Consider the following 12,678-nt stretch of genomic DNA (forward strand, 5'->3'; position numbering starts at 1 on the left):
CGGCTGGATCGCGGCGGAGTTGCCGAACCGCGTTCCCTGTGATCCGATGGCCGGCATGACCCAGAGCACGATACTGGCCACGCTGCGGCAATGTGCGAGGCGACACAGCCGCGTCGATCACGAGGCGGACGACCTGATGCAGGACGTCCTGTTGTCGGCGCTCGCGGGCGGACGCCGGATCACCGATCCGGGATTCGTGGCCTGGGCGAAAGGCGCGATTCGCAATCACGCCCGCTTCACCGCACGGACGGCGGTGCGGCGGCGGGTGCGCGAGGCCGCCTGGGAGATGCCGAGGGATATGCCTGATGCGTCGCCCCGTTTCTCCGCGGCCTTCACCTCGTCGCTGCCGCCCGCCCAGCGCGTCGTGGCGCTCCTCGTGAACCTTGGCCTCGGCCGCGCGGAGATCACGCACCTGCTCGGGGTGAGCGACATGGCGTTCCGTCAGCGTCTTGCCGGGTTGCGCAAGGCCTTTTCCGCATTCGGCGGCGAGGCTGCCTCCTTCGACGGGTTCGTTCCGTCTTCGGCCGATGGCCCCGCACGGCGTTCCCTGAGACAGACCCTCAAGCCGCATGCCGCGCGCGCCTTCGCCATTCGCGATCCCGATGGCATTCCGCTTTTCTTTTCGCGGCGCGATCACGTTTCGCCCGGCGGCGGCAACTGACCGGCGCAACAACAGGAGGCTTGCATGACGATGAACTTCAACGGCGTCACCATCATCTTCAACGTCGCCGACATCGAGCGCACGCGAAAATTCTACGGCGAATTTCTCGGCATCGAATTCGAACGCCACGAGGACGAGGATGCCGGCGCCTTCCTGATGACGAAGATCGGCACGGAGGTCGATCTCATGGTCTTCAAGGGCGATCCGAAACCCGGCAACACGCCCAATGTGGTCTTCGGCCTTGCCGATGGCGGCATCGACACGGTGATCGCGCGGCTGGCGGCGGCCGGCGTCGAGATCGTCACGCCGGTCTCGCATGCGCCGGACGGCTGGTTCGCCGACTTTCGCGACCCGGACGGCCAGATCGTGTCGTTCTACCAGTCGGCGGAGGTGCCGCGCGCCCTGACCTAGGCCGCCGCCGCCGAACGAAAATCCCCGGCGCGCAGGGAGCGCCGGGGAGCCTTGCTTCGACTGGATCTGCCTGTCAGCCGCGACCCTGCGTGACGATCACGGGGATCAGGAGGTCGCCCCAGTTGCCCTCTCCGCCGTGGTGGCGGGCGGAGCGGACGAGCTCTACCGAGACCCCGGCCTCGACCGCCTTCATGACGGACTGGTTGAGACGGTGCAGGTCGTTGGCGACCATGCGGATCATGGCCTGCTGGTCGGGGGTCATGGCGGAAGCCTGTTCTTCCGCGCGTTCCTTGACTCGGGTCTGGACTGTCATGGCATTTCTCCTCTTATTTGAGCATTTTGCAGGCAGGCGGTAGGCCTGCCGTCGCAGGAAATGCGGCTCTGTTGGGGGTTCTTGAAAGGTTGACGGGTCGGGTTATTCGGCGGCCGGGCGGAACTGCTCGTGCTCGGTCGATTCATGCATGGCGGTCGTGGAGGACTGGCCGCCGGTGATGGCCATGGACACGGCGTCGAAGTAGCCGGTGCCGACTTCGCGCTGGTGCTTGGTGGCGGTGTAGCCGTTGACCTCGGCGGCGAATTCCGCTTCCTGAAGCTCGGAATAGGCGGCCATCTGGCGCTCCTTGTAGCCGCGGGCGAGCTCGAACATGCCGTAGTTCAGCTGGTGGAAGCCGGCGAGCGTGATGAACTGGAACTTGTAGCCCATCGCACCCAACTCGCGCTGGAACTTGGCGATCGTCGCGTCGTCCAGGTTCTTCTTCCAGTTGAACGAGGGCGAGCAATTGTAGGCGAGCAGCTTGCCCGGATGTGCCTTGTGCACGGCCTCGGCAAACTTGCGGGCCTGTTCGAGGTCCGGCTTGCCGGTTTCCATCCAGATCAGGTCGCAATGCGGCGCATAGGAGATCGCGCGGGCGATGCACGGCTCGATGCCGTTCTTGACCTGATAGAAACCCTCGACCGTGCGGCCCTTGTCCTTGTCGACGAAGGGCTGGTCGCGCTCGTCGATGTCGGAGGTCAGCAGCTTGGCTGCCTCGGCGTCGGTGCGGGCGACGATCAGCGTCGGCACGCCCATGACGTCGGCGGCAAGGCGCGCGGCGTCGAGGTTGCGGATATGCGCGGCGGTCGGAATCAGGACCTTGCCGCCGAGATGGCCGCACTTCTTTTCAGACGCGAGCTGGTCCTCGAAGTGAACGCCGGCCGCGCCTGCCTCGATGAAGGCCTTCATGATCTCGAAGGCGTTGAGCGGGCCGCCGAAGCCGGCCTCGGCATCGGCGACGATCGGGGCGAACCAGGTGTCGACCGAAAGGCCGTTGCCTTCCGCCGTCTCGATCTGGTCGGCGCGCTGCAGCGTGCGGTTGATGCGCTTGGCAAGCTCTGGCGCGGCATTGGCCGGATAGAGCGACTGGTCGGGATACATGGCGGACGCCGTGTTGGCGTCGGCGGCGACCTGCCAGCCCGAGAGATAGATCGCCTTCAGGCCGGCGCGGACCATCTGCATGGCCTGGTTGCCCGAGAGCGCGCCGAGCGCGTTGACGAAGTCTTCCTCGTGGATGAGCTTCCACAGCCGGTTCGCACCGTTTTCGGCGAGCGTGTGGCGGATCTGGACCGAGCCGCGCAGCTTCTCGACCGTCTCGGCCGTATAGGGGCGCTCGATGCCGTCGAACCGGCCCTCCGGCGCGCTCGGGACAAGGTTGTAAAAATCGGTCATAATATCCTCCGGTGCAATGTCTCGGGATCGGGCTTGGCTTTCTTCATTGCCCGATTTCATGTGACATTATTTACATCGCAGCGCACAATAGGGCGAGAGAAAACCGGAAAATCAGCAGAATAATCGGGTAATGATGTCTTGTCTTTGACAGGCGCGCTCTGTAAAAAAGTAAATATTGTAAATCTTTCGATTGCGTCGCGCGTGTAAAGGATTTGACATATGGCGGAGAACAAGATCTTTGCCGGCCCGAAGGTCCGGCGCATCCGCAACACGCTCGGCCTCACCCAGACGGCGATGGCCGAAGGCCTGTCGATCTCGCCCTCCTATCTCAACCTCATCGAGCGCAACCAGCGGCCGCTGACGGTGCAGCTCCTCCTGCGCCTCGCCTCCGTCTACAAGGTGGACCTCGATGAGCTGCAGGGCGAAAGCGCCGGCAATGCGCGCCAGCTGCGCGAGGTCTTCGCCGATCCGCTGCTTTCGGGAGAGTTGCCCGGCGATCACGAACTGGTGGAAATCGCCGACGCCGCCCCGAACGTGGCGAGCGGCATCCTGAAGCTCTACCGCGCCTATCGCGAGCAGGCCGCGCGGCTCACCGACCTTGCCGACCTTCTCGCCCGCGAGGGCCATGCGACGACGCTGTCGGCCACGCTGCTGCCGATGGACGAGGTGCGCGACAGGCTGGAGGGGCGCCCCAACTATTTCGGCGCCATCGACGAGGCGGCGGAGCGGTTTCACGCGGCGCTGGCGCCGGGCGACGAGCTTGCCGCCGCGCTGAAGGGCTGGCTGCGCAAGGAGCATGGCGTCGTCGTGCGCCTGCTGCCCGTCCACACCATGCCGAACCTGCGCCGCCGCTTCGACCGCCACTCGATGCGGCTCTTCCTGTCGGAGCGCCTGTCGCCCTTCGATCAATTGCGCGAGATCGCCATGGAGACGGTGCAGCTTGCCCTTCAGGACGAGATCTTCGCCGAGCTCGACCAGCTCGCCTTCTCGACGGCGGAGGCGAAGCGCATCGCCCGCTTCGAGCTGGCGCGCTATGCCGCGCACGCGCTGATGATGCCCTATGAGGCCTTCCATTCGACGGCCCAGCGCGTGCGCTACGATATCGACGTGCTGCGCTCCCGCTTCGGCGTCTCCTACGAGCAGGCGGCGAACCGGCTGACCATGCTGCAGCGGCCGGGCAGGGCGGGCGTACCCTTCTTCATGCTGGAGATCGACAATGCCGGCAATCGCTTCCGCCGCGCGGGCGCGCAGGGCTTTCCGCAGGCGCGCTTCGGCGGCGGCTGTCCGAAGCTCGGCGTGCATTCCGCCTTCTCGCAGCCGGGGCAGATCCTCGTCGACCGCGTGGAAATGCCGGACGGTGCCGCGTTCCTGGCGATCTCGCGCACGCTGGAGGGGCCGCAGGGCGTCTTTGCCGAGCGGGTGCGCCGCACGGCATTGCTTGTCGGCTGCGACGCGGCCCATGCGGAGGAGACGGTCTATGGCGAGGCGGTGCGGCGGGAGGGGTCGGTTGCGGTCGGCGCGGCCTGCCGGCTCTGCGAGCGGCAGGGCTGTCTTGCCCGCGCCGAGCCGCCGGTAACGCGCCCCCTCGGGCTCGACGAAATGGTGGCCGGCTTGAGCCTTTTCGACTTCCAGTGACTTTTTGCTTGATTTCCGCCGCTGTTAGGGCTTCAAATCTGATAGGAATGAGAAAAATGTGATATCAAAATTCGCCCTGTGTTTGCGTAGAATGCCGCTTGTCGCCTCTTGAAAAACATCCATAATCGGCGACTGTTCTTCATACGAACTCATAGGCCCGAAAGAAAAACTGGGAGATAAATCAATGATAAGGCGTACTCTTTTGGCGACCGCTGCCACGCTCGCGCTGCTTGGTGCCGGCGGCGCGTTCGCGCAGGAAAAAGTCGTTAACGTCTACAACTGGTCCGACTATATCGATAGCTCGATCATCGACGATTTCACCAAGGAAACCGGCATCAAGGTCGTCTACGACGTCTACGATTCGAACGAGATCCTGGAAACCAAGCTCCTGGCCGGCGGCACGGGCTATGACGTGGTTGTGCCCACCAACACCTTCCTGCAGCGCCAGATTTCGGCGGGCGTCTACCAGAAGCTCGACAAGTCGAAGTTGCCGAACCTCAAGAACATGTGGGACATGGTCGCCGCCCGCATGGAGCCCTTCGATCCGGGCAACGAATATTCGATCAACTACATGTGGGGCACGATCGGCATCGGCTACAACAAGGCCAAGATCAAGGAAGCGCTCGGCACGGACGCGATCGACAGCTGGAGCGCGATCCTCGACCCGGCCAATGCCGAGAAGCTGAAGGATTGCGGCATCAACATGCTGGATTCCCCGACCGATATCATTCCGGTCGTGCTCGCCTATCTCGGCCTCAATCCCGACAGCCATGATCCGGCCGACATTGCGAAGGCCGAGGAAGCCCTCATGAAGGTGCGCCCCTTCGTGCGCAAGTTCCACTCCTCCGAGTTCATCAACGGCCTTGCCAACGGCGACATCTGCATCGCGATCGGCTGGTCGGGCGATATCTTCCAGGGCCGCGACCGCGCGGAAGAGGCCGGCAATGGCGTCGAGGTCGGCTACGTGATCCCGAAGGAAGGCACGCAGATGTGGTTCGACCAGATGGCGATCCCCGCCGATGCGCCGCATGTCGAAGAGGCCCACGCCTTCCTCGACTATATCATGCGCCCGGAAGTGATCGCGAAAGCCTCGACCTACATCCACTATGCCAACGGCAACAAGGCGGCACAGGCCGTCATGCCGAAGGAGATCCTGGAAGACACCACGATCTATCCGGATGAGGCGACGCTGGCGAAGCTCTTCACCAACACGACGCTGGATGCAAAGACGCAGCGCCTGTTCACACGGACCTGGACCAAGATCGTGACCGGTCAATAACCGGCCCGCAACGAATTGCCCGGAAGCCTCTTCCGGGCAATTTCATTTGTGCTGCCAAGAAAAGAGATGGGGACAGGCAATGAAATCTCTCGGCAATATCCGTCGTTCCTTCGCACCGTGGACGGATCCGGACGCAAAGCCATTCATCACGTTCCGCAATGTCACGAAGAGGTTCGGCGATTTCACTGCCGTCGATGATCTCACCCTCAACATCTACCACCGCGAATTCTTCGCCCTGCTAGGAGCATCCGGCTGCGGCAAGTCCACGCTCCTGCGCATGCTCGCCGGCTTCGAGCGGCCGACCTCGGGTGAAATCATCCTCGACGGCCAGGACATCGCCGGCATCCCGCCCTACAAGCGGCCGGTCAACATGATGTTCCAGTCCTACGCGCTTTTCCCGCACATGACGGTGGAGAGCAATATCGGCTTCGGCCTCAGGCAGGACGGCATGCCGAAGAACCAGATCGCCGAGCGTGTCGCCCAGATGCTGAAGCTGGTGAAGCTCGAGAAATTCGCGAAACGCAAGCCGCACCAGCTCTCCGGCGGCCAGCGCCAGCGCGTGGCGCTCGCCCGCTCGCTCGCCAAGCGCCCGAAGGTGCTGCTGCTCGACGAACCGCTCGGCGCGCTCGACAAGAAGCTGCGCGAGGAAACCCAGTTCGAGCTGATGGACCTGCAGCAGGAACTCGGCCTCACCTTCGTCGTCGTCACGCACGACCAGGAAGAGGCGATGACCATGGCCGACCGCATCGCCGTCATGAGCCATGGCAAGGTCATCCAGGTCGCCACCCCGGCGGAAATCTACGAAGCGCCGAATTCCCGCTTCGTCGCCGACTTCATCGGCGATGTGAACATCCTCGACGGCAAGGTCTCGGCGAGCGGCAACGGCAAGGTCGAGCTTGCCACCAGCGACGGCTTCACGGTCCGCACCGCGGCTGGCCATGCGCCCGCGGCGGGCAGCGCGGCCGGCTTTGCCATCCGCCCGGAAAAGCTGAAGGTGACGCGCGCCGCGCCCGTGGATGCCTCCGTCAACGCGGCCGAGGGCGAGATCTGGGATATCGGCTATCTCGGCGACATGACGGTCTTCTACGTCAAGCTCGGCAGCGGCAAGGTCGTGAAGGCATCGATGCTCAATGCCCAGCGCGAGGTGGAGGATCCGATCGCCTATGACGAGAAGGTCTGGGTCTCCTTCGGCGAGACGGCCGGCGTCGTGCTGAAGGATTGACCCGATGACAAAGTTCGGCTCCGCCATCTTCAGCCGCCTCGTCATCATCATTCCCTATGCCTGGCTGCTGTTCTTCTTCCTCATTCCCTTCTTCATCGTCTTCCGCATATCGCTCTCGACGACCGCGATCGCCCAGCCGCCTTACGAGCCTGTCTTCGCGCTGGCGGACGGCCTTTCCGGCCTCTTGGCGAAGATCGGCCAGTTCAGCTTCGACAATTACGTCTGGCTCACCGAGGACGCGCTCTATCTGAACGCCTATCTGTCGAGCCTCTGGGTCGCCGGCGTCTCGACCCTGATCACGCTCCTGATCGGCTATCCGATCGCCTACGGCATGGCGCAGGCGCCGCGCACGCTGCGCCCGACGCTGCTGATGCTCGTCATCCTGCCGTTCTGGACGAGCTTCCTGATCCGCGTCTATGCCTGGATCGCCATCCTGAAGCCGGAGGGCCTGCTCAACCAGTTCCTCATCGGCATCGGCATCATCGATACGCCGCTGATCATCATCGGCACCAACTGGGCGATCTATATCGGCATCGTCTATTCGTACCTGCCCTTCATGGTGCTGCCGCTCTATTCGGCACTGGAGAAGATGGACAACACGCTGATCGAGGCGGCGCAGGATCTCGGCTGCCCGCAGATCTCCGCCTTCTGGAAGGTGACCTTCCCGCTCTCCATCCCCGGCATCGTCGCGGGCTGCATGCTCGTCTTCATCCCGGCGGTCGGCGAATTCGTCATTCCGGACCTGCTCGGCGGGTCGCAGACGCTGATGATCGGCAAGACGCTGTGGAACGAGTTCAACGCGAACCGCGACTGGCCCGTCTCGGCCGCCGTCGCCACCATCCTGCTCCTCATCCTGGTCGTGCCCATCGTGTTCTTCCAGAACGCGCAGGCGAAAGCCGAAGAGCAGGGGAGGTAAACCCATGAACACCTGGTCGCGTTTCAACATCGTCTCGGTCGTTCTCGGCTTCGCCTTCCTCTACCTGCCGATCGTTCTGCTGGTCATCTTCTCCTTCAACGAGTCGAAGCTGGTCACGGTCTGGGCCGGGTTCTCGACCCGGTGGTACGTCTCGCTCTTCAACAACCAGGGCCTGATGGATGCCGCCTGGGTGACGATCCGCGTGGCGCTGCTGTCGGCCACCGTCGCCACCGTCCTCGGCACCATGGCGGCGCTGGCGCTGACGCGCTACACGCGTTTCCGCGGCCGGCTGCTGTTCTCCGGCATGGTCTACGCGCCGCTCGTCATGCCGGAGGTCATCACCGGTCTTTCGCTGCTCCTGCTCTTCGTCGCCATCGGTTTCGACCGCGGCTTCGTGACGGTCATGCTGGCACACATCACCTTCTCGATGTGCTTCGTCACGGTCGTGGTGCAGTCGCGCCTGCTCTCCTTCGACCGCTCGATCGAGGAGGCCGCGATGGATCTCGGGGCGACGCCGGTGAAGACCTTCTTCGAGGTGACGCTGCCGGTCATCGCGCCGGCCGTGCTGTCCGGCTGGATGCTGGCCCTCACGCTCTCGCTCGACGACCTCGTCATCGCGAGCTTCACCTCGGGACCCGGCGCCACGACCCTGCCGATGAAGATCTACAGCCAGGTGCGTCTCGGCGTGACGCCGGAGATCAACGCGGCCTGCACGCTGCTTATCGGCCTCGTCGCCATCGGCGTCCTCATCGCCTCGCTCATGACGAAGCGCCGCGAGGTCCAGCGCCAGCGCGACGAGCAGGCGGCCTTCGCCGGCCGTTAAGCCTGGACGGGAGCCCTACTGGCGGGGCTGCTGCCCCGTCAGGATGGAGATCGGCGAGATCACCGGCTCCGGCCAGGAACCGCCGACGAAGAAGCTGATCGCCGGCGTGACGACGGGAGTTTCCGCCTGCTGCCGGTCGGCGAGCGTGCCGGCCAGCGCGACGCTGCCGCTGCGATAGGGGATCATGCCGGAGAGCGTCAGCAGCTTCTCGTTGCCTTCGATCTGCGCCTTGGTCAGCTCCGCCAGGCCCCGGTCGAGCCGGGCCTCCACGTCGGCCCGGACGAAATCGAAGGATCCGTTCGACGCCTCGGAGAAGTTGAAGAAGGCGTTCTTCGCCGCCCGCTCCTCGAAGGCCTGGCGGTTGAAATGGGTGAGCGTGCCGGGTCCCATGGCCAGCCGGAAGTGGCCGGACATGTCGGACGCCGTCGTCGCCCAGAGCGGCCGGTCCGTCGACAGCTCGAAATCGGCCGAGCCGCGTCCTGCCGGCAGCGGCCCGGGCAGGGCGAGCGTGTTGACGATCGCGCCGATATCGACATTGCTCAGCGACATCTGCAGGCGCCCGCCGCCGCGGAACCCCTGCTCGGTCAGCGCGATGCGCCCGGTCATGCGGCCGTCCATGAACTGGCTGTCGCCGATGTCGAAGGAGGCGCGGCCGTTCTCGATGCGCATGCCGGCGGCGAGGTCCTGCAGGGAGAAGGGCGAGAAATCCGCGCTCTTGGCGGAAAGCCGCAGGTCCATGCCGAATTGATGGATGAAGGCGGTGTCGATGCCGGTGGTGGCCTGGTCGGCGCCGGGAAGCGGCGAGAAGGCGGTCAGGAAGGCGTGAAGGTCGATCCGGTCGAAGGCCAGCGTGCCGCCCACCTGCGGCAGGCCGTCCGGCGGCATGTTGACGTCGAGCACGCCGGTCGCCCGCGCATTGTCGAGGGTCAGCTTCAGGTCTTCCAGCTTGGCCGTGTAGCCCGCCGTCGTCACCTTCGCCTCGGCGGTGATATGGCCGAGATTGCCGACGGAGGGGATGTCCTTGCCCTGCCAGGCGAGCAGGTGGCCGAGCGACGGGGTCGACAGCGTCATGTTGCCGGCGATGAAGGCGTTTGCCGAAAGATTGGCAATCCCCTCGAAGTTCATCGTCGTCGGATCGGCGGAAAGATTGGTGCGCACATTGGCGTTGTGCCCCGCGAGCAGGGCAAGCGGATGGTCGCTGTCGAAGGTCCAGCGCGTCATCTCGCCGTTGACGACGCCCGAAAGCGCGAGATCGAGCGGCCGACGCAGGGCCGGCCAGCCGATATTTCCGTTGATGTCGGAAATGCGGTAGGGCGCGGTCCCGTCGCCCTGCGTGACCTCGATGACGCCGTCGAGCACGTTGATCGTGCCGATGCGCTCTTCCGGCAGTTCCGGTATCGCCTGGCCCTCGGGCGCCGATTTGGTCGCGTCGATCGCCTGCATCAGCCAGCCGCTGTGGCGCCAGTTGAAGACGCCATCGGCATCCCAGCCCACGCGGATCGTCGGCCGCATGAGGTCGAAATCGCTGAACACCGGCTTGCCGCGCACCGCACCGAAGAGGTCGAAGCTCGCCGATATGGCGTCGACATGCGCAAGCTCGCTCCTGTCGGCCGCGTCGACCATCCGCACATTGCCGAGCGTCACCCGCGGATAGGGCCAGAAGGAGAACGCCGCCTCCTGGCCGATCTCGACGTCGGCGCCCGTCCAGGCTTCGAGCGTCCTTTCGATCTCCTTGCCGACCGTATCGGTCTGGATGAGGAAGGGAAAGCCGATGCGCACGGCGGCGAAGAGCACCAGAACGACAAGAGTTCCCCGCACGAGATGCCGTGACTGGATGAAACGGGAAAGGGTCATTCGGGTGCGGGTCCTCTACCGGCAGCGTTCACATCACTTCAAGCGAACGGGGATAGGCGCTTGGGCAGAAGAAATCAAATGGGCCATGGCGGAATTGCGTCCGGCAGCGGCGCGAACCGGCGTTCGCCACTTTATACTGCGGCGCAACATGCTATACGAAGGCCATGGAGTGGAGGAAAGCATGACGTCAGAAATGCCCTTGTGGAAACCTTCGGCGGACATCCTGGCAAGGAGCCCGATGGCCCTGTTCATGAAGGCCGGCAGCCGCATCGCCGGGCGCGACCTGAAATCCTACGACGACCTGCACGCCTGGTCGGTGGAGGACCGCGCGGCGTTCTGGACCGCGGTCTGGGATGACGGCGAGGTCATCGGCGAAAAGGGCGGCGTGGCCCTCGAAAACGGCGAGCGCATGCTGGAGGCCCGCTTCTTCCCCGAGGGCCGGTTGAACTTTGCGGAAAACCTCCTGAAGACGACCGGCCCGGACGATGCCATCGTCTTCCGCGGCGAGGACAAGGTCTCCTACCGCTGGTCCTGGGACGCGCTTCGCGAACGGGTCTCGAAACTCCAGCAGGCCTTCGCGGCGATGGGCATACGCGAGGGAGACCGCGTCGCCGCCATGATGCCGAACATGCCGGAAACCATCGCCTGCATGCTCGCCGCCGCCTCGCTCGGTGCCATCTGGTCCTCCTGTTCGCCCGATTTCGGTGAGCAGGGCGTGCTCGACCGATTCGGCCAGATCGAGCCGAAACTCTTCATCGCCTGCGATGCCTACTGGTATGCCGGCAAGCTGCAGGACGTCTCCGCCAAGGTGAAGGCCGTCGCCGGCAAGCTGGGTGTCCCCGTCGTGGTGGTGCATTATGCGGGCGATGCCGAGGCGCTTGCCGGTGCGCTGTCGGATGGCCGCACGCTCGATGCGCTGATGGCGCCCTATGAGGCCAAGCCGCTCACCTTCGTGCCGCTGCCGTTCCGCCATCCGCTCTATATCCTCTTCTCGTCGGGCACGACGGGCGTGCCGAAATGCATCGTGCATTCGGCCGGCGGCACGCTGCTGCAGCATCTCAAGGAACACCGCCTGCATTGCGGCCTCGTTGCGGGCGAGCGGCTGTTCTACTTCACCACCTGCGGCTGGATGATGTGGAACTGGCTGGTCTCCGGCCTTGCCGTCGGCGCCACGCTCTGCCTGTTCGACGGCTCGCCCTTCCATCCCGACGGCAATGTGCTGTTCGACTATGCGCGAGACGAAAAGTTCGCCGTGTTCGGCACCTCCGCCAAATATATCGATGCCGTGCGCAAGGGTGGCTTCACGCCGCTGACGACGCATGACCTTTCGAGCCTTCGCCTGCTGACCTCCACCGGCTCGCCGCTTTCGCCGGAAGGTTTCTCGTTCGTCTACGAGGGCATCAAGCCCGACGTGCAGCTTGCCTCCATTTCCGGCGGCACGGATATCGTCTCCTGCTTCGTGCTCGGCATTCCGCTGCGTCCCGTCTGGCGCGGCGAGATCCAGGGCCCGGGCCTCGGCCTTGCCATGGACGTCTGGGACGAGGACGGCCATCCGGTGCGCGGCGAGAAGGGCGAGCTGGTCTGCACCAGGGCCTTCCCTTCCATGCCGGTCATGTTCTGGAACGACCCGGACGGTGCGAAATATCGCGCCGCCTATTTCGAGCGGTTCGACAACATCTGGTGCCATGGCGACTTTGCCGAATGGACCAGCCATGACGGCATCATCATCCACGGCCGCTCGGATGCGACGTTGAACCCCGGCGGCGTGCGCATCGGCACGGCGGAGATCTACAACCAGGTCGAGCAGCTGGAGGAGGTCGTCGAAGCCCTCTGCATCGGCCAGGACTGGGATGACGACGTGCGCGTCGTGCTGTTCGTGCGCCTTGCTCCCGGCAAGGTGCTGGACGAGGCACTGGAAAAGACGATCCGCACGAAGATCCGCACCGGCGCCTCGCCGCGCCATGTGCCGGCGAAGATCATCGAGGTCGCCGATATCCCGCGCACCAAGTCGGGCAAGATCGTCGAGCTTGCCGTGCGCGAGGTCGTTCACGGCCGGCCGGTCAAGAACAAGGAAGCGCTCGCCAATCCGGAGGCGCTGGAGCTGTTCGCGGACCTGGAGGCGCTGAAATCGTGAGCGCCTTCGACGTTAACGATTCCCGACTGCCGCATTAA

11 protein-coding genes are annotated in these 12,678 nt (G+C 64.5%); 8 read left to right on the forward strand and 3 right to left on the reverse strand.

Annotation, left to right across the window (positions count from 1 at the left end; all coding sequences use genetic code 11):
* The first annotated feature begins 55 nt into the window (after positions 1-55).
* Both AABF56_RS22960 and AABF56_RS22965 read left to right on the forward strand, forming a co-directional pair.
* On the forward strand, positions 56-661 hold the full coding sequence (locus AABF56_RS22960) for an RNA polymerase sigma factor (protein WP_272804440.1): 606 nt from the start codon (positions 56-58) through the stop codon (positions 659-661).
* Between the two features lie 24 nt (positions 662-685).
* The gene (locus tag AABF56_RS22965; protein ID WP_272804441.1) at positions 686-1,072 is read left to right on the forward strand and encodes a VOC family protein; all 387 of its coding nucleotides are present in this window, start codon (positions 686-688) and stop codon (positions 1,070-1,072) included.
* A gap of 73 nt (positions 1,073-1,145) precedes the next feature.
* Here AABF56_RS22965 and AABF56_RS22970 read toward each other — a convergent pair whose 3' ends face one another.
* Together AABF56_RS22970 and aceA are read right to left on the reverse strand one after the other, a co-directional pair.
* Positions 1,146-1,385, reverse strand: coding sequence for an SMc00767 family acetate metabolism repressor (locus AABF56_RS22970; RefSeq protein ID WP_023516665.1), 240 nt, complete (start codon positions 1,383-1,385; stop codon positions 1,146-1,148).
* A gap of 102 nt (positions 1,386-1,487) precedes the next feature.
* Positions 1,488-2,777 (reverse strand): isocitrate lyase, encoded by a 1,290-nt coding sequence (gene aceA, locus AABF56_RS22975; protein WP_244767581.1) that lies wholly within the window; start codon positions 2,775-2,777, stop codon positions 1,488-1,490.
* A gap of 219 nt (positions 2,778-2,996) precedes the next feature.
* Here aceA and AABF56_RS22980 point away from each other — a divergent pair, with 219 nt between their 5' ends.
* From AABF56_RS22980 to AABF56_RS23000, 5 genes are all read left to right on the forward strand, one after another.
* Positions 2,997-4,412, forward strand: coding sequence for a helix-turn-helix domain-containing protein (locus AABF56_RS22980; protein ID WP_272804442.1), 1,416 nt, complete (start codon positions 2,997-2,999; stop codon positions 4,410-4,412).
* Between the two features lie 184 nt (positions 4,413-4,596).
* The gene (locus AABF56_RS22985; RefSeq protein WP_443021084.1) at positions 4,597-5,691 is read left to right on the forward strand and encodes a polyamine ABC transporter substrate-binding protein; all 1,095 of its coding nucleotides are present in this window, start codon (positions 4,597-4,599) and stop codon (positions 5,689-5,691) included.
* Between the two features lie 79 nt (positions 5,692-5,770).
* Entirely contained in the window at positions 5,771-6,913 is a 1,143-nt protein-coding gene (locus AABF56_RS22990; protein ID WP_272804443.1) for an ABC transporter ATP-binding protein, read from the forward strand.
* Between the two features lie 4 nt (positions 6,914-6,917).
* Entirely contained in the window at positions 6,918-7,829 is a 912-nt protein-coding gene (locus AABF56_RS22995) for an ABC transporter permease subunit (RefSeq protein WP_272804444.1), read from the forward strand.
* 4 nt (positions 7,830-7,833) lie between these two features.
* Positions 7,834-8,652 (forward strand): ABC transporter permease subunit, encoded by an 819-nt coding sequence (locus AABF56_RS23000; protein WP_244767586.1) that lies wholly within the window; start codon positions 7,834-7,836, stop codon positions 8,650-8,652.
* A gap of 15 nt (positions 8,653-8,667) precedes the next feature.
* Here the strand turns inward: AABF56_RS23000 and AABF56_RS23005 are convergent, their stop codons facing one another.
* Positions 8,668-10,506, reverse strand: a complete 1,839-nt coding sequence (locus AABF56_RS23005) for an AsmA family protein (RefSeq protein ID WP_272804445.1) — start codon at positions 10,504-10,506, stop codon at positions 8,668-8,670.
* A 181-nt stretch (positions 10,507-10,687) separates the two neighbouring features.
* Between AABF56_RS23005 and AABF56_RS23010 the strand changes: the two genes are divergently transcribed.
* Positions 10,688-12,640, forward strand: coding sequence for an acetoacetate--CoA ligase (locus AABF56_RS23010; RefSeq protein ID WP_272804446.1), 1,953 nt, complete (start codon positions 10,688-10,690; stop codon positions 12,638-12,640).
* The last annotated feature ends 38 nt before the right edge of the window (positions 12,641-12,678 follow it).

It is taken from the genome of Shinella sp. WSC3-e (assembly GCF_945994535.1).
GTDB classification, from domain to species: domain Bacteria; phylum Pseudomonadota; class Alphaproteobacteria; order Rhizobiales; family Rhizobiaceae; genus Shinella; species Shinella yambaruensis.